The organism is Streptomyces chattanoogensis (assembly GCF_001294335.1).
GTDB lineage: Bacteria > Actinomycetota > Actinomycetes > Streptomycetales > Streptomycetaceae > Streptomyces > Streptomyces chattanoogensis.
In genome coordinates this window covers 1-16449 of record NZ_LGKG01000189.1, presented here as the reverse complement: position 1 = coordinate 16449, position 16449 = coordinate 1, and the positions used below count along the sequence as shown (strand labels likewise).

12 protein-coding genes are annotated in these 16449 nt (G+C 72.5%); 7 read left to right on the top strand and 5 right to left on the bottom strand.

What is annotated here, in order from left to right:
- Positions 1–233: 233 nt before the first annotated feature.
- The gene (locus ADL29_RS35935; RefSeq protein WP_053927709.1) at positions 234–1652 is read left to right on the top strand and encodes a S1 family peptidase; all 1419 of its coding nucleotides are present in this window, start codon (positions 234–236) and stop codon (positions 1650–1652) included.
- Positions 1653–1754: 102 nt separating this feature from the next.
- Here ADL29_RS35935 and hemC read toward each other — a convergent pair whose 3' ends face one another.
- On the bottom strand, positions 1755–2690 hold the full coding sequence (gene hemC, locus ADL29_RS35930) for a hydroxymethylbilane synthase (RefSeq protein WP_053927708.1): 936 nt from the start codon (positions 2688–2690) through the stop codon (positions 1755–1757).
- Positions 2691–2816: 126 nt separating this feature from the next.
- Here hemC and ADL29_RS35925 point away from each other — a divergent pair, with 126 nt between their 5' ends.
- Positions 2817–5615: a hypothetical protein gene (locus tag ADL29_RS35925; RefSeq protein WP_053927707.1), complete on the top strand. Its 2799-nt coding sequence runs from the start codon at positions 2817–2819 to the stop codon at positions 5613–5615.
- Here ADL29_RS35925 and ADL29_RS35920 read toward each other — a convergent pair.
- Positions 5596–6390, bottom strand: a complete 795-nt coding sequence (locus ADL29_RS35920) for a VOC family protein (protein WP_078971547.1) — start codon at positions 6388–6390, stop codon at positions 5596–5598. The two genes, ADL29_RS35925 and ADL29_RS35920, sit on opposite strands and share 20 nt — an antisense overlap.
- Positions 6391–6543: 153 nt before the next feature.
- On the opposite strand from ADL29_RS35920, the gene ADL29_RS35915 reads away from it, so the two are divergent.
- Both ADL29_RS35915 and ADL29_RS35910 read left to right on the top strand, forming a co-directional pair.
- Entirely contained in the window at positions 6544–8964 is a 2421-nt protein-coding gene (locus tag ADL29_RS35915; protein WP_053927706.1) for a SpoIIE family protein phosphatase, read from the top strand.
- Between the two features lie 111 nt (positions 8965–9075).
- Positions 9076–9267, top strand: a complete 192-nt coding sequence (locus tag ADL29_RS35910) for a hypothetical protein (RefSeq protein ID WP_046929472.1) — start codon at positions 9076–9078, stop codon at positions 9265–9267.
- Between the two features lie 81 nt (positions 9268–9348).
- On the opposite strand, the gene ADL29_RS35905 is transcribed toward ADL29_RS35910, so the two are convergent.
- Together ADL29_RS35905 and ADL29_RS35900 are read right to left on the bottom strand one after the other, a co-directional pair.
- Positions 9349–10353 (bottom strand): alpha/beta hydrolase, encoded by a 1005-nt coding sequence (locus ADL29_RS35905; RefSeq protein ID WP_053927705.1) that lies wholly within the window; start codon positions 10351–10353, stop codon positions 9349–9351.
- Between the two features lie 101 nt (positions 10354–10454).
- Entirely contained in the window at positions 10455–11900 is a 1446-nt protein-coding gene (locus tag ADL29_RS35900) for an MFS transporter (protein WP_078971546.1), read from the bottom strand.
- A 25-nt stretch (positions 11901–11925) separates the two neighbouring features.
- Here ADL29_RS35900 and ADL29_RS35895 point away from each other — a divergent pair, with 25 nt between their 5' ends.
- Positions 11926–12459 carry a CGNR zinc finger domain-containing protein gene (locus tag ADL29_RS35895; protein WP_053927704.1) on the top strand — a complete coding sequence of 178 codons (534 nt, stop codon included), beginning with the start codon at positions 11926–11928 and terminating at the stop codon, positions 12457–12459.
- A gap of 619 nt (positions 12460–13078) precedes the next feature.
- On the top strand, positions 13079–13594 hold the full coding sequence (locus ADL29_RS35890) for a winged helix-turn-helix domain-containing protein (RefSeq protein ID WP_046931556.1): 516 nt from the start codon (positions 13079–13081) through the stop codon (positions 13592–13594).
- 112 nt (positions 13595–13706) lie between these two features.
- Here ADL29_RS35890 and ADL29_RS35885 read toward each other — a convergent pair whose 3' ends face one another.
- Positions 13707–15407, bottom strand: coding sequence for a hydrogenase maturation protein (locus tag ADL29_RS35885; protein ID WP_053927703.1), 1701 nt, complete (start codon positions 15405–15407; stop codon positions 13707–13709).
- A 363-nt stretch (positions 15408–15770) separates the two neighbouring features.
- On the opposite strand from ADL29_RS35885, the gene ADL29_RS35880 reads away from it, so the two are divergent.
- Positions 15771–16244 (top strand): hypothetical protein, encoded by a 474-nt coding sequence (locus ADL29_RS35880; protein ID WP_053927702.1) that lies wholly within the window; start codon positions 15771–15773, stop codon positions 16242–16244.
- Positions 16245–16449: the final 205 nt, after the last annotated feature.

The following is a 16449-nucleotide window of genomic DNA, read 5'->3' as shown; positions in this document are numbered from 1 at the left end:
GACCCCCCCCCCCCCGCCCCTCCCCCGTAGGGGGAGGGGGAGCGCCGCGGGGCCACCGCAACAGCCCCGCGGAGCCACCGCAAGGGCCACTGCGGAGCCACCGCCGGGCCACTGCGGGGCCACCGCAAGGGCCCCTGCGCACCACTGCAGGGCCCCTGCGGCACCACCGCAGGACCACCGCGGAACCACCACAAACCAAGACGGCGGCCCAACCCCACCTGGAGGTCAGTGAATTGAGCGCCCGACGAGACAGTCACCGCCGAGCGAACCGAAGCGGCTCGAGCCACCGCCACGTCAACAAACGGACCGGCGCCATCGCGGGCGCCTCCGCCGTCGCCATCGCAGGGGCGGCGATCCTGCTCCCCAACGCCCATGCCAGCACCGACAAGCCGCCCGCCCCGATGACCTTCTCCGCGCCGTCGGCCGCCCGGCTCGCGACGTCCCTGAAGGCGGACCTCGGGGACAAGTCGGCCGGCTGGTACCTGGACGGCGCGACCGGCCATCTGGTGATGAACGTGCTGGACAAGGAGGACGCCGAGCGCGTCGCGGCCAAGGGCGCGGTCGCCAGGGTCGTACGCAACAGCATGACGGCGCTGAAGGCGGGGACGCAGTCGCTGCGCGAGAACGCGTCGGTCCCCGGCACGGCCTGGTCGATCGATCCGAAGACGAACAGAATCGTGGTGCTCGCCGACCGGACGGTCACCGGGCAGAAGATGGCCACCTTGAACAAGGCCACCAAGGGCATGGGCGGCATGGTCACCGTCAAGCGGTCGGCGGGCGAATTCCAGCGGTTCGACGGCGGGGACATCGGGGACACCGGGGACGCCGGGGACGCCGGGGCCGGGCAGCAACAGGGAGGCGACGGGCAGCAAGGGGCGGGCGGGATGGCAGGTGACGACGGCTCCGGAGGGGCCGGAGCGGCCGGCGGCGACAGCGGGGCCGACGGCGGTAACGGCATCGGCGGCGGCAACGGAATCGGTGGCGGCAACGGCGCCGGCGGCGATGCGGGAGCCGGCGGGGCCGACGGCGGCAACGGAGCCGGCGGGGCCGGCGACGGCGCGGCCTCGGGCCCCGTAGGCGGCAGCGCCATCTTCGGCGGCAACGCCCGCTGTTCCCTGGGCTTCAACGTGACCGTGCAGGGCGCGCCGGCCTTCCTCACCGCCGGCCACTGCGGCAACGACTCCAAGACGTGGAGCGCCGACCAGGGCGGCAGCCAGCCGCTGGGCACCGTGAAGGACTCCCAGTTCCCCAAGAACGACTTCGCGCTGGTCACCTACGACGATGCGGGTGCGCAGCCGCAGAGCGCGGTCGATCTCGGGAACGGCAAGACGCAGCCGATCACCAAGGCCGCGGAGGCCGCTGTGGGGATGAAGGTGCAGCGCTCGGGCAGCACCACCGGGGTCCACGACGGGACCGTCACCGGCCTCGACGCCACCGTGAACTACGGCAACGGGGACATCGTCAACGGCCTGATACAGACGGATGTGTGCGCCGAGCCGGGCGACAGCGGCGGTTCGATGTTCTCCGGTGACTCGGCCGTCGGCCTGACGTCGGGCGGCAGCGGCGACTGCACCCAGGGCGGTGAGACGTTCTTCCAGCCGGTCACCGCCGCGCTCCAGGCGACCGGCGCGGAAATCGGCGCCGGGAACTGACGGCAGAGAAGCCACGGCTCGCGGCATCAAGGGCCCCGCACCGTCCGTCCACGGTGCGGGGCCCCGGCGTCTCTCCACGCCGGGGCCCCCGGGGCCAGCGCCTCAGTGCGCGATGTTGTCGATCAGCTCCCGCGCCCCCTGCCGCAGCAGCGCCACCGCCACCGACGTGCCGAGGGTTTCGGGGTCGAGCGGCCCGGCCCACTCGTGGGCGTTGAGGACCGTCTTGCCGTCGGGGGTGAACACACAGGCCCGCAGGGCTAGTTCACCCCGGCGGTCGGTCTTCGCATACCCCGCGATCGGGCTGTTGCAGTGGCCCTGCAGAACGTGCAGCAGCATGCGTTCGGCGGTGGTCTCGCGGAACGTCGCGGGGTCGCCGAGGCCGCTGACGGCGTCGATGGTGGCGGTGTCGTCCTCGCGGCACTGAAGGGCCAGCACGCCCGCGCCGATGGGCGGGCACATCTCGTCCACGGACAGGATCTGGGTGATCACGTCCGTACGCCCGATGCGCTCCAGTCCGGAGACCGCCAGCAGCAGCGCATCCGCCTCGCCGGCGGCCAGCTTCTCCATCCGGCGGTTGGCGTTGCCGCGCATCGGGACACACGTCAGATGCGGGTGGGAGGCGGCCAGCTGCGCGATGCGCCGTACGGACGAGGTGCCGATGCGGGTGCCGGCGGGGAGTTCGTCGAGGGTGCGGCCGCCGGGGTGGATCAGCGCGTCGCGGACGTCGTCGCGCTTGAGGAACGCCGCGAAGACCGTACCGGCGGGCAGCGGCCGGTCCCCGGGGATGTCCTTGACGCAGTGCACCGCGAGGTCCGCCTCGCCGGCGAGGAGAGCGGCGTCGACCTCCTTGGTGAACGCGCCCTTCCCCTCGACCTGGGACAGGGCGCCCATCCACCGGTCACCGGTGGTCTTGACCGGGACGACCTCGGTGGCGATGCCGGGGTGCAGCGTGCGCAGTTCGGCGCGGACGCGCTCCACCTGGGCCAGGGCCATGGGCGAGTCGCGGGAGACGATACGGATCAGCTCTGGGGCGGACATGACGCCACGATAGACCTTCGGGCGCAGGGATCTCCGGTGGGCCCGCGGGCATGGCACAGAGCCTTCCGGCGGCCGCCGACGCGGTGTCAGAATGTCCGCCCTATTCCCGACACTTTCGGGGCATCCATGGCGTCGAACGAACTCGATTCCTCTATACCGGTGTTCCGCGGAGCCGGGCATCTGCTGCGTCTGATCGCCGACCTGGTCCGCAGGCCGCGGCGCCGCGAGTGTCCCGAACCGGTACGGCACCGGGGCGTGGCGCAGGGGCGGGAGGGGCTTCCCGTGGTGTGCCTGGTCAGCGGCGGCGACCACACCCAACTCGCCAAGGGCATCAGCTACTTCCTCAGTCACGCCGATCCGCGCCGGGTGCCCCATGTGCTGCACGATCTGGCGGATGGGGCGGCGCCCTCGGACCCGGAGTCCGTCGAGGCGGTGCGGTCCACGCTGGAGCATCTGGCGCGGGGCTTCGCCCGCAGTGTCAACGGCAGCGACGGGCGGGTCCGCTTCCGGCGGTTCGGCCTGGTCAACTGGCTGATGCAGACCGGGGCGGGCGGCGGGCGGGACGACACCGGCGGGCTGGAGGGCACGGACCACACCCTGCTGCGGGGGCTGCGCGAACGGGAGTTCCGGCGCCGGCGGCTGTTCGGGGTGCTGCGGTCCCCGGAGACCGAGCTGGCGGTGGACGGCACGGTGCCGTGGTGGGTGTGGCTGTTCGCGGTGCATGTCTTTCCGCTGGCGTGGTTCCGGCTGCGCCGGGGGCTGGGCTGCGAGTACCGGTGGCTGCTCAACCAGCCCTATCTGGCGCCGCGCGATCCGGGCACCTTCATCGGCTTCGCCGAGCGGCTGACCGCGCCGCACCATCAGGTGGAGGACCCCCAGCAGGTGCGCAAGCTGATGGTCAACGCCTTCCTGGAGGATCTGCGGGTCGCGTTCCGCCGTCGCATCTGGCGGCCGCGGACGGCCCGGCGTACGGCGTACTGTGTGGCGCTGCTCGACGGCACGGCCGACGGGAACTGCGGCTATGCGCTGATGCAGGCGGTCATCGACGTACGCAACGAGACCGGCGCCTTCGATCCGCTGCTGGTCGTCGGCTGCGGTGCCGAGCCGCCCGCGGCCGGGTCGCAGATCCGTGCGGACTGGGGCCACAGTTCGCTGTGGGAGCTGACCGAGCGGCTGTACGGCGGCTGGCGGGACACCTTTTTGCACACCGGCCGGGCCCGCAACCGGGCGCCCTGGTATCTGCCGGTCACCGTCCCGGAGCTGATGCCGCCGTCGGAGGAGAGTTACGAGCTGACGCGGCGGCTGGAGGTCGGCCAGGACGCCCGGCTGCGGATCCCCGAACCGCCGCTGTGGGCGCGCCGGGCGGTGTCCTTGGCCGTGGCGGGCTGTGTGACCGCCGGGCTGCTGGGGGCGGGCGCTCTGGTGCTGCGCGGCGAGAGCGCGTACCGGCGGGCGCACTGCGGGCTGAGCAGGTTCGCGGACGATGCGGGGACCCTGCGTACGGTGGAGACCGGGGAGTGCATCGGGGTGTCGCGGCACGGTTTCACGTTCCACTCCCCCGATGCGGCGCTCAACGAGACCCTCGCGAAGATCTCCGAGCAGAACGGCCGCGCCGATGCGGCGCACCGGGCGGCGCCGGAGCGTCCGTTCGTCACGCTGGTCCATCTGTCCGCGCTGCTGAGCAGTACGGGCAGGAGCAGCGGCCAGCTCGCCTACGGGCGCGAGGCGTTGCAGGGTGCGGCGAGCGCCCAGGCCCGGCAGCTGCGCAGCACCGGCAGTGCGGAGCCGATCGTGCGGATCTTCCCCGCCAACGCCGGGTCCGGGATGCGGTTCGGGACCCGGGTGGTGGAGATGCTGGAGGAGCTCAGGCGGCAGGATCCCTCGATCGTCGGGGTGACCGGGCTGGACCAGAGCCGGGAGGCGACCAACCGGACGATACGGAAGCTGACCGAGGTGGGGCTGCCGATGGTGGCCACCACCTTGTCCGCGGATTCGCTGGTGCGGCAGTCGCCGATGTATTTCCAGGTGTCGCCGCAGAACTCCCGGGAGGCCGAGGTGGCGGCCGCGTATGCCGCCCATCTCGTCCGGACCACCGGCAGGATCGGGAAGAAGCAGGTCCGGGTGATCGGCTCGGCCGACCCGACCGACACCTACAGCAAGACCCTGTCCGGCGATGTCGTCACGCGGTTCCGGGCGCGCGGGTTCACGGTCGAGCGAGTCTCCTACACGCCGCCCCCGGCGCCGGGCGGGGAACCGGTCTCGGATGCGCCCGGTGCGGGGGCGGTGGGCCGGCGGACCTGTGCGTACCCGGGCCTGGTGTTCTTCGCCGGGCGGTCGGAGGACTTCGAGACGCTGCTCGGCGGGATCAACGAGTCGTGCAATTCGTCGCCGCCCGCGCTCATCGGCGGCGACGATGTGGCCCGGCTGGCCGCCGACGAGGAACGCCGCACGCACTATCCGGGTATCCCGTACGACTTCCTGGACTTCACCCTCGGCTCGGCCCGCTGCGACGGGACCAGTGAGCTGTACGCGGAGATGAGCCGGCTGTTTCCCGCGGAGTGCGCGAAGGTGCCCAGTTCCTCGCTCGACGGGCATGCGGCGCTCGGCTTCGACGCGGTCAAGCTCTACATCAACGCCGTCAAGCAGCTGCGGGAGGACGCCGCGGGGATGCCGCTGACGCCGCCCGCCGTCTGGCATGCGATCAGCGGGGTGCACGGGGACGAGGCGCTGGACGGCGAGAGCGGGATCATCGGCTTCGGCGGCGATGTGGACCGCCAGGTGCCGCTGGACAAGCTGCTGTCGGTGCAGCACATCGACGAGGCGGGCCGGCCCGCGCAGGCCGGTTTCTGCGGACGGGTCGGGGGGCGCCGGCAGTCGGCGTGGTGTCCGCGGTGGGAGCCGGAGGTCACGGCGCCGAGACGGTGAACAGACCGCCGTCGGGGTCGCGTATGACGGACTGGACGCCGGTGCCCTCCGGGCTCGGGCTGATGGGGGTGACGGTGCCGCCCGCGGCGACCGCGGCGGCCGTCACCGCCTCGATGTCACGGACCGGGAAGTAGACGTGCCAGCGGGGCCGTACCCGGGGGTCCGGGGCGGCCTCGACGGCGCCGCCGCGCAGCGCGGCGACCATGTGGGTGCCGTCGCTGATGATCACCTGGTCGTGTTCGTAGGTCACCTCGCAGCCGCCCGGTTCGCCGGAGGCCCAGCCGAAGACCTCCGCGTAGAAGATGGCGGCGTCGAAGGCGTCGCGGGTGCGCAGTTCCAGGCAGGCGGGGGCGCTGCCGTGGCCGACCGACCAGGCCATGGTCTGGCCTTCCCAGAAGCCGAAGGTGGCGCCGTCGCGGTCCGCGGCGAGGGCGGCGCGTCCGGGGCCGAGTTTGAGCGGGCCGACGGCGACCGTCGCGCCGCGCTCGCGGATGCGGGCCGCGGTGTCGTCGGCGTCCTCGACGGCGAAGTAGGAGGTCCAGGCGACCGCGACCTGGAAGTTCTGCGCCAGCGCGCCGATACCGGCGACCGGCTCGCCGTCCAGCAGGGCGATGGAGAACTCCTCGCCCAGGCTGGCCGGACGGAAGGTCCAGCCGAGGACCGCCGAGTAGAAGGCCTGCGCGGCCCCGAGGTCGCGGGCCATCAGGCTGACCCAGCACGGGGCACCGCGTACGGGCACGCTGGGGGCTCGGCGGGACAGGGTTTGGGGGGACATGAAAATCTGCCTCCTGGTACGCACCGGCCTTTTCCACTGTGCCAGCGACCCGCAGCTCGGGCGACCCCGGCGCCCCGCGACATGGCGGGCCGGGTTGTACCGCTCTTGATCAGGATCGATGCTGTAGGTACTGAACCGGGCTGGGCTGATGCCATGAACGCATGGAATGCGGTGGAGAGCGCCGACTTCCGTGGTCCCCTCGACGTCACCAGGGCGGCCACAGCGGTGCTGGACGCCCGCGACCGGGTCATCGGATGGAGCCCGGCGGCCGAGCGGCTGCTGGGATACCGGGCGGACCAGATCCTCGGGCGCCCCCTGGAGACCCTGCTGCCGCCCACGGGGGGCGCCGGTGCCGGGGCGTTGCCGCTGGCGCAGATGCTGGGCAGCGTGTCCCGTACGGCGCGGCACCGCGACGGGCGGCTGCTGTCGGTGGCGACCTCGGTGTGCCCGTTGGCCGACACCGGCGAGGGTGCCGGCGGTGCGCCCGCCCGGGTCCTGGTGGCGGCCGAGCTGGAAGGGCTGCGGGCGTGGGAGTCGCAGCAGGCCATGCTGCACGGGCTGGCCACCCAGTCGCCGCTGGGCCTGGCCATCTACGACACCGATCTGCGGCTGACCTGGTTCAATGCCACGTACGGGCGGGAGATCGGGCTGCCGCTGCGGGATTTCCTCGGCAAGACGGCCGATGAGCTCTACCCGCGGGGCGAGTTCGTCACGGAGGGGTATCCGGGCACCACCCATGCGGTGATGGGGCGTGTCCTGGACACCGGCGAGCCGATCATCGATGTGCATTTCGTCGGGCAGCTGCCCACCGACCCCGGGGTCGACCATGTGTGGTCGTGCTCCTACTACCGGCTGCAGGACGCCGACGGCCGGTTGCTGGGCGTGTGTGAGGACGCCTTCGACATCACCGAGCGCTATCAGGCACAGCGGCGGCTGAATCTCCTGGTGGACGCCGGCGGCCGGATCGGCACCACGCTCGACATGGCGGTCACGGCCCGGGAGATCGCCGAGGTGGCGGTGCCGAAGTTCGCCGCGTCCGTCACCGTCGACCTGGTGCAGGAGGTGCTGGAGGGCGAGGAGCCGGCGCACGGCGTCGGGCTGCCGGCTCTGGTACGGGTGGCGGCGCGGTCGGACGGGGAGACGACGGGCGGGACGTCCGGCGCGGTGCCCGGCGGCACGCACCGCGTCGTGTACCCGCCGGGCTCGCCGCAGTACCGCAGCCTGTCCTCGGGCGGGATGGTGCTGGTGGAGAGCACCATGGTCGTCCCGCTGCGGGCCGGCGGCCGGCCGCTGGGGCTGGTGACGTTCGTCCGTGGCGAGCACCCGTCCGTCTTCGACCGCGGTGAGATCGAGCTGGCCGACGAGCTGGTCACCCGTACCGCGGTGTGGCTCGACAACGCCCGGCGCTACGCCCGCGAGCACTCCGCCGCCCTCACCCTGCAGCGCAATCTGCTGCCGCAGCGGCTGGCCCCGCAGTCCGCGGTCGATCTGGCGTACCGCTATCTGCCCAGCGACAACCAGGGCGGGGTGGGCGGCGACTGGTTCGATGTCATCGGGCTGTCGGGGACCCGGGTCGGGCTGGTGGTCGGGGACGTGGTGGGCCACGGGCTGCAGGCGGCGGCCACGATGGGACGGATGCGGACGACGGTACGGGCGCTGGCACAGCTGGACCTGTCCCCCGACGAGCTGCTGAGCCGGCTGGACGACCTGGTGGGGCAGACGGCGTCCGACCGGTCCAGCACACCGGGCACCGACGCCGACGACGATCTCGCCACCGGGGTGACCTGCCTGTATGCCATCTACGACCCGGTCTCGCGGCGCTGCACCATGGCGCGGGCCGGGCATCTGCCGCCGGCCGTGGTCCACCCCGGCGGTGCGGTGTCGTTCCCGGATCTGCCGGCCGGACCCCCGCTGGGGCTGGGCGGCCTGCCGTTCGAGTCGCTGGAGATCGAGCTGCCGGAGGGCAGTCTGCTGGCGCTGTTCACCGACGGGCTGGTCGAGGGGCGCGACCGGGACATCGAGGCCGGTCTGGGGACCCTGGGGCGGGTGCTGGCCGACCACCGCAGACCGCTGGACGAGCTGTGCGACCGCGCGGTGGCCGAGCTGCTGCCCACCGGTACGGCGGCGGACGACTCGGCGCTGCTGCTGGTGCGGACCCGTGAGCTGGACGCCGCGCAGGTCGTGGCCTGGGAGCTGCCCGCCGAGCCGGAGGCGGTGGGCCGGGCCCGGGAGCTGGCCACCGGGCAGCTGCGGGACTGGGGCCTGGAGGAGCTGTCGTACGCCACCGAGCTGGCGGTCAGCGAGCTGGTCACCAACGCCGTGCGGCATGCGTCCGGGCCGCTGCATCTGCGGCTGCTGCGCGATCTGACGCTGCTCACCGAGGTCTCGGACACCGGCCACACCTCGCCCCACCTGCGGCACAGCGCGAGCGACGACGAGGGCGGGCGCGGGCTGTTCATCGTCGCGCAGCTGGTGCAGCGGTGGGGGACGCGCTACACGCCGTACGGCAAGACGATCTGGACCGAGCAGGCCTTTCCGCCGGACTATCCGGGGGCACCGCGCCCGGCCGGCTGAGGTCCCGGCCGGCGCCGGTGGGCGGTACGCCGTGCGGGTGCTGGGAGGGGGACCGATGATGGAGTCAGGCGACCGCCCAGGGACTCGGTGGGCGCGGAGTGAGGAGGACCTGTGACGAGCAACGGGAGCAAGAAGGCGGCCGAGCAGCGGCCGATGGAGCTGTACACGGGTAGCGAGCGGCCCTACGACCCGGAGGACCTGGTGAAGGCTTCCGGGCGGGAGCCGACGCCCGCGAGCCTGGAGTGGGCCAGGCGGCTGATCGAGGAGGAGGGACCGGGAGCCATCGAGCGGTATCTGCCGTGACGTGCTGAGCGTCCGGGCCCGCTGAGGGGCCGTCCCGTGCCCGTCACCGTAGGTGGCGGGCACGGGCGAGGGACGAGGGAGTCAGCGCGCGAGGAGCCGGCGCAGCCAGCGCAGGGGGGCCTCCTGTGCTTCCCGGGAGAGCGCGGCCTGTGGGGCCATGTTTGTGAAGCCGTGGAACCCGCCCGGCCATACATGCAGTTCGGCGCTGCCGCCGGCCTGCCACAGCCTGCTGGCGTAGGCGATGTCCTCGTCGCGGAAGGTCTCGGCCGAGCCGACGTCGATGAAGGCGGGCGGCAGCCCCGACAGGTCCTCGGCGCGGGCGGGCGCGGCGTACGGCGAGACGTCCGGGCCGCCGCGCGCCTCCCCGAGCAGCGCGGTCCAGCCGGTGTCGTTGGCCGTGCGGTCCCAGACCCCGATGCCCGCCATCTGATGGCTGGAGAGCGTGTCGTTGCGGTCGTCGAGCATCGGGCACAGCAGCAGCTGTCCGGCGAGCCGGGGGCCGCCCCGGTCGCGCGCCATCAGGGCGACGGCCGCGGCCAGTCCGCCGCCGGCGCTGGCCCCGGCGAGCACGATCCGGCCGGGGTCGACACCGATGTCGGCGGCGTGGGCGGCCGTCCAGAGGAGGCCCGCGTAGCAGTCCTCCACCGGTGCGGGGTGCGGGTGTTCGGGCGCGAGCCGGTATTCGACCGACACCACGGCCGCGCCCAGTTGGCGTGCCGTCTCCAGGAAGCCCCTGGCGCCGCCGCGGCGTTCTCCGACGATCATGCCGCCGCCGTGCATCACGTACAGGGCGGGCACCGGCTCCGCCTTCTCCTTCGGCCGCAGGATGAGCAGCGAGATGTCCGGTGCACCCTGCGGCCCCGGCACCGTACGGTCCTCGATCTCGAAGGTGCCGCCCAGGCTCAGCAGCTCGTCCGACACCGGCTCCAGCATGGGTGAGTTGCGCAGTACGGGAATCATGTCGGGCAGCAGGGAAGGCGGCAGGTCCTTCCCTATGGCGTCGAGGGAGGCCGCCAGCTCGGGATCGAACGGTGGCGGCGGCCCGACGGACACGGGCTGCGCGTCGGCGCGCGGGGTGTGGGTCATCGCTTCTCCTGCCTCACTGGGCGTCGGTCCCCGTCCGGGACGCGACGGCCCTTGGTCAACTGTGGCCATCCTGCCCCGGCGTGACCGCCGGCCCCCCTGATTTACCGGGCCATGAGCCCTCGCCGGGTGGCGTATGAGCTCAGCACGACGGCCGCCAGCCCACCGCCGAGCCCGATGACACCGGCCAGCAGGAACACCGCGTGCAGGCCGGACACATGGAGACGGTACGCATGGAACGCGGTGCCCAGAAGCGCGATGCCCAGGGCGAGTCCGAGCTGGCGTGCGCTGTTGGCCGCGGCGGCGGCGACTCCGCTGTGTGCCGGGGGCGCCGCGGCCATCGCCGTCGCGGGGAGGACGGGCGAGACGAGCCCCGCACCGACTCCGGTGAGGATCAGCCCCGGCAGCAACACCGGCCAGGAGGAGCCCGGTTCCACCGCGAGCAGGGCCAGATCGCCGACGCCGACGAGTGCGCAGCCCCCGCCGACGGCCCACCGTGCGGGGATCCGGTGCAGCGCGCCGCCGGCCGGCGCGGAGGTGGCGAAGAAGGCCAGCGGCTGGACGGTGAGGACCAGTGAGGTGGCGAAGGAGCTGAGGCCCACGTCGCTCTGGAGCCACAGGGAGAGCACCGGCAGGAAGGCGAAGGCGGCCAGGTAGTAGGCGCCGGAGGCGATCAGCAGCCCGTCGAAGTCGGGTTTGCGGAACAGTGCGAGGGGGATCATGGGGTGCGCCGACGCGCGCTCGACGAGGACGAAGGCGATCAGCGCGCCCGCGCCGACGGCGAGGCCGAGGAGCGTGGCCGGGTCGCCCCAGCCCGCCTCGCCGCCGCGGACGAAGCCGAAGGTGACGCCGGTCGCGGCGAGGGTGAAGGACACGATGCCCGGCCAGTCGACGCGGGTGGGCGTGCGTGTGTCGGCGGCCAGCACCTTCATGGACAGCAGCAGGGTGGCGACGCAGACCGGCAGCGCGCCGAGGAAGATCCACCGCCAGGACAGGAGCTGGGTGAGCATGCCGCCCATGACGTTGCCGACGCCGGCGGCCGCACCGGCGACGGCGCCCCAGACGGCGAAGGCGCGGGCCTTGTCCCGCCCGCTGTAGGTGAGGCCGATCAGCGGCAGCAGCGTGGCGAACATCGCGGCGCCCGCGACACCTTGAACGGCGCGGGCCGCGATCAGCAGCCGGACGTCTCCGGCCAGCCCGCACCCGAGGGTGGCGACGGTGAAGACCGCGAGGCCGATGACGTACAGCCGCTTGCGTCCGAAGGTGTCGCCGAGGGATCCCATGCCGAGCAGCAGACCGGCGAGGGCGAGGGTGTAGACGTCGGTGATCCACTGCAGCGCGCCGAAGCCGGCGGACAAGTCGTGGGCGATGTCGGGCAGTGCCACCGTCACGATCGTGGCGTAGACGAGCAGGAGGAAGGTGCCGAGGCAGGTGGCCACGAGGGGCAGCCAACTGCCCCGTGCGTGCGGGTCCCGTCCGGCAGGCGGTGAGTCCCCGTGGTCATGTCGCTCGACGGGCGCGGCGGGCGCGATGTGCTCCAAGTGGTCCATGAGCTCACCCTGTTGTAATGCCCCTATGCAGCTGAACCCTTACGGAGAGGCCCGCGTCCGCTTTGTGACCGACCTCACCAATACGCCCCCGACCAGCGCGGACGAGCTCGCACAGCGGTGCACGGCAGCGGGCATACCTCTGGACCGTCCCGTAACCGATCGGGACCTGAAGGAGGTTGTCGGCTTCCTGGCCCGATGGGCCGAGGTCGTCGACGCCGATACGGACGCCCGCCGCGCGGCCCTGCTCAACGCCCTGCTCGCGGAGTCCACCACGCACCCCCGGCTGACCGACCACGCCAACGGCGGCTGGCACCTCCACTACCGCGAGGACGGCCTGAGCATGGGCGGGGTGCTGCGCGCGATCGCCGCCATCGGCACCGCACTGCACCTCACCAGCCTGGGCATGCACCGGCTGGGCCGCTGCGCGCTGGCCGAATGCGGCAATGCCTTCGCGGACTTCACCCGGGCCGGACGGCAGCGCTACTGCTCTCCCATCTGCGCCAACCGGGACGCGGTGCGCCGGCACCGCGCCAAGAGGGCGGCGTCGGGGCGATCATGACGACTTTCCCTCCCGTTCATCCCTCAACTATTCGTAAATACCGGCCAATTCAGCATGATTTTCCAGCCACGCCGACCGCCGCACCCTCGCGCCCGCACGGCGGCACAACGCGCCGTTTCAGCCACCCTGCTCGCCCGAGCCCGCCAGTTTGCCCGCGCTCCGGATGCGCTCCCGAAACATTCCTGACACGTTCTTGACGTGTTTGCGTAGTGGTCACCTCACGTACACCAGGAAGACACCTTATGCGGCTATCTGACGGGCCGTAAGATCAGCGCGAAAACGACCAAAGAGCAACTGTGATTAGCGGACGCTACTTTCCGGAAGCGTGTGATCACATGTAGCGTTCGACTGGACCCGAGCCGTGGCTTTGCACCACGTCACGGCTGACTACGGGCCTGGGCGCGCGCAAGTTTCCGGCACTGACGGAGCTATGGCCCCGCTGGCCACACCCACATCACAAGTGTCGGTGGGCCAACCCGCTTCAGGACCTTGCCGCGCTCGTCCCGTAGTACCTGCACACACCGAACGTCGAGCACCGCCATGTCTCTGTCCGTACACGCCTGCTTTGCAAGAGGAATGGGCCCAGATCATGTTTATGAACTCCTCGACGACCCTTGTCTTGCGACCAGAGTCAGAGTTCGGCCTCCCGGCCGACGCCGCCCCCGACGACGGGCCTCCCCTGGCGGTCGACCGGCTTCCCGACGGCAAGTGGCAACTCACCCTGCACGACCTCGAACCCGTGTCGGTGCACCGGCTCCCGGACGAGGTGCACATCATCCTGGCGCCACCCTGTGAGCAACCGCCCTACCCGACCACGGCGAATGCTCCCGCGCGGCCGTCGGCGGCACCACCGGACCCGATCCAGATCGATACCGCAGCCCGCACCGTATCCATCGAGGGACGCCAACTCAGCCTTCCCCGGCTGGAATTCGACCTGCTCGCCCACCTGGTGCTGCACCCCCAGCGCGCCTTCACCCGGCAGCAGCTGATGGACGCCCTGTGGCCCACCTGTCAGTCCAGCGCCCGCACCGTGGACGTGCACATCGCCAGGCTGCGCCGCCGTCTGGGGCCCGGCCGCCGCGACTCCATCAGCACGGTGTTCGGCATCGGCTACAAGTACCTGCCGGCCCCGTAACCTCCCCGCCCCGCAGACGGCCGGATCCACGGCCGGCACGGTCGTTCTTCGGCCTCGCACGCCCCGTACCGGCGCCCCCCGTCCGCCGGTGCGGGGGGGGCGGGGCGCGGCCTCACCCGGCCACCGGTGCCGTCGTCGCGGGTTCCTTCCGTACGAAGGCGCGTCGCAGGGCGTGGTACGGCTGGTCCGGGCCGAAGAAGTTGGTGTGCATCCGGGCCAGTTCGTGCGCGCGGTAGGCGGCGAGCGGCCGGTGCGCCTCGTCGCGTTCCCGGCGGGCCTTCTTGGCGGCGATCCGTGACTGGCAGAGGGGCGCCGCGGCCAGCCGGGCGGCGAGCCGCGCGGTCCCCGCAGCGAAGTCCTGCGGGGCGCAGTCGACGATGCGGTCCACCAGTCCGAGCCGCTGCCCGGTGGCGGCCGAGACCGGCAGCGCCCGCTCCATCAGCTGGGCGGCGGCCCCGGGACCGGCGCGGCCGGGCAGGGTGTAGGTCCAGTACTCGGATCCGTACAGCCCCATCAGCCGGTAGTGCGGATTGAGCACCACGGCCGACCGGCACCAGACCTCGTCGGCCGCGAGCGCCAGCATCGCCCCGCCGGCCGCGGCGTTGCCGCCGAGCGCGGCGACCACCAGCCGGTCGGTGGTGGTCAGGACGGCGTGGACGAGGTCGTCCATGGCGTTGATATTCGCCCAGGACTCCTCGGCGGGGTCCGGGGCGGCCTCGATGACGTTGAGGTGGATGCCGTTGGAGAAGAAGTCCCGGCAGCCGCCGAGGACGAGCACGGAGGTCGGCCGGGTGCAGGCGTGCCGGTACGCGGCGAGCAGCCGGCGGCAGTGGTCGGTGCTCATCGCCCCGCCGGGGAAGGAGAAGCGCAGGAATCCGGCGTCCCCGTCCTCGTGGTAGCGGATGTCGGACCAGGTGCGCGGGCGGTCGCCCGCCGCACGGGGGCCGCCCTCCGGCGCCGGGATCTCGGGTACGGGCGGCAGCCGGTCGCCCAGTGCGAGGGCTGCGGGCAGTTTGAAGGTCGCCGGGCCGCCCGGGGTGCGCGGCGGGCGCAGTTCCGGGATCCACACCGCGCCGTCGGCGGTCGCCCGGCAGACCGCGCCGTTCCGGGTGGCGAGCAGCGCACCCGGCTCGCCCGTCAGCGTGTCCTCCGGGTGGCCGCCGTGCAGAAACCAGGTCGCGCCGAGCAGCTCGTCCCGTACGCCCGGCTGGGAGTCGGCGGCGCGCAGCTTGCGCAGGACGGTCGCGGTCGGGTCCGCACGCCAGTCGATGCGGCGCTGGTCCTGTCGCAGCGGTGGCCGGGGGCGGCCCGGCCGCTCGGTGGCGGGGAGGGAGCGCTGCGGCCGCGGACGGTAGCTGCCCGAGGCGAACCGTTCGACGGCCGTGCGGACCGCCGTCATCGCCGCGTCCGCGATCTCGTTGCGGTAGAGATCGCTCTTGCCGGTTTCGGGCACGGGACACTCGGCGGCGGCCCACACGTCCCCCGCGTCCATCTCGTCGTTGGCCTGCAGCACCGTGACGCCCCAGCGGTCCGCGCCCAGGTGCACCGCCCAGTCCACGGAGGACGGTCCCCGGTCGCCGACGGGTCCGGGATGCACGATCAGACAGGTGTGGGCGGACCACACCTCCCGGGGCACGGCCGTCTTGAGCATCGGCGCGATGACCAGGTCCGGGGCATGGCGGCGGACCGTCTCCAGGAGCGGCGTCCCACGGGTGACCAGCTCGACGGTCACCCGGTGCCCGCCGTCGGTGAGTTCGGCGAAGACGCGCTGCGTCAGGCTGTTGAACGCGCCGGCGATGAGCAGAATGCGCACGGCAGACTCCCCTGAGGCTGGTACCGATGGACCGCCGACGGAACCGCTGCGGGAACGGCGAGGGAACCGCGAGGGCACCGCTGACTGATCGCGATCGTTCCGCAGGAGGCGGGCATGCGCCGCCGGACCCGCGCGGCGGGTCATCCGATCGGTGGCCGCCGGGCGGCGCAACGACCGGCAGCATATTGCCTTTGACTGACGCTACCTTGGCGATTACTTTACTTTCAGATACCCGGGAGGCGTATCCCTGCGACCGCTCCTTGGGCGATGAGCAGGGAAACATGGCTTCATTTCCTGTTATCACGCCGGAAACCTGGAGAGTTCACCATCGGAACACAGAGGGCCGACTCGGGGGAGGCGATGATGCGGAACGGCACCGGCATAGCCACCACAGCCGGCACAACCGGCACAACCGGCGTGGCCGATACGCCCGGCGGCGCGCTCCGTCGCCTCTGCCGTATCCCCCTCACCCTTGTCATCGCCGTTCTCGCCTGTGTGCTGGCCGGGGTGACCGTGGCGCCCGATGTGCCCACCCCTGTGTTCCCGGCCGCCGTGGCACTCAAGTCCGACGTCAGCGGCCCGGCGGTCTGCTCCGACCATGACGGAAGCGAGGGCGGCTCCGAGCTCGACGCCGGGCGCGGCCAGGTGCGCCGTGCCGTGCGGAGCTCGGTCGGCATCCCGCAGCTCACGGGGCGGCCGCTGCCGCCGTGCCGCACCGACCCGACCTCCGCACCCGCCCCGGCCTCCGGCCCTCCGGACGGCTGGAGTCCGACCCGGGCCGCCGCCGCGTCCAGACCCCTCCAACTCCCCGTACTGCACAGCGTGTTCCGCTGCTGAGTGAGGCCGTGGTGGCCTGCCCCACCCTTCGCGCCTCGCACATTCACGCCACCCCACGGTGGCCCCATCAGCAGGAGACCTCCGTATGGAGACCTTCATCCAGCACGCCCGCAGCCGCATGGCCCGTATCGCCGACCAGTACGAGGACCGGGAGGCCTACGGCCGGTTCGCCGCCGGCCAGTCCCCGCTCGCCCTGTTCATCACC

Coding starts and splice junctions, on each gene's coding strand:
- ADL29_RS35895 (WP_053927704.1), top strand. CDS start 11,926: ATGCAGCTGAACCCTTACGGAGAGGCCCGCGTCCGCTTTGTGACCGAC.
- ADL29_RS35915 (WP_053927706.1), top strand. CDS start 6,544: ATGAACGCATGGAATGCGGTGGAGAGCGCCGACTTCCGTGGTCCCCTC.
- ADL29_RS35925 (WP_053927707.1), top strand. CDS start 2,817: ATGGCGTCGAACGAACTCGATTCCTCTATACCGGTGTTCCGCGGAGCC.
- hemC (WP_053927708.1), bottom strand. CDS start 2,690: ATGTCCGCCCCAGAGCTGATCCGTATCGTCTCCCGCGACTCGCCCATG.
- ADL29_RS35900 (WP_078971546.1), bottom strand. CDS start 11,900: ATGGACCACTTGGAGCACATCGCGCCCGCCGCGCCCGTCGAGCGACAT.
- ADL29_RS35905 (WP_053927705.1), bottom strand. CDS start 10,353: ATGACCCACACCCCGCGCGCCGACGCGCAGCCCGTGTCCGTCGGGCCG.
- ADL29_RS35880 (WP_053927702.1), top strand. CDS start 15,771: ATGCGGAACGGCACCGGCATAGCCACCACAGCCGGCACAACCGGCACA.
- ADL29_RS35920 (WP_078971547.1), bottom strand. CDS start 6,390: ATGTCCCCCCAAACCCTGTCCCGCCGAGCCCCCAGCGTGCCCGTACGC.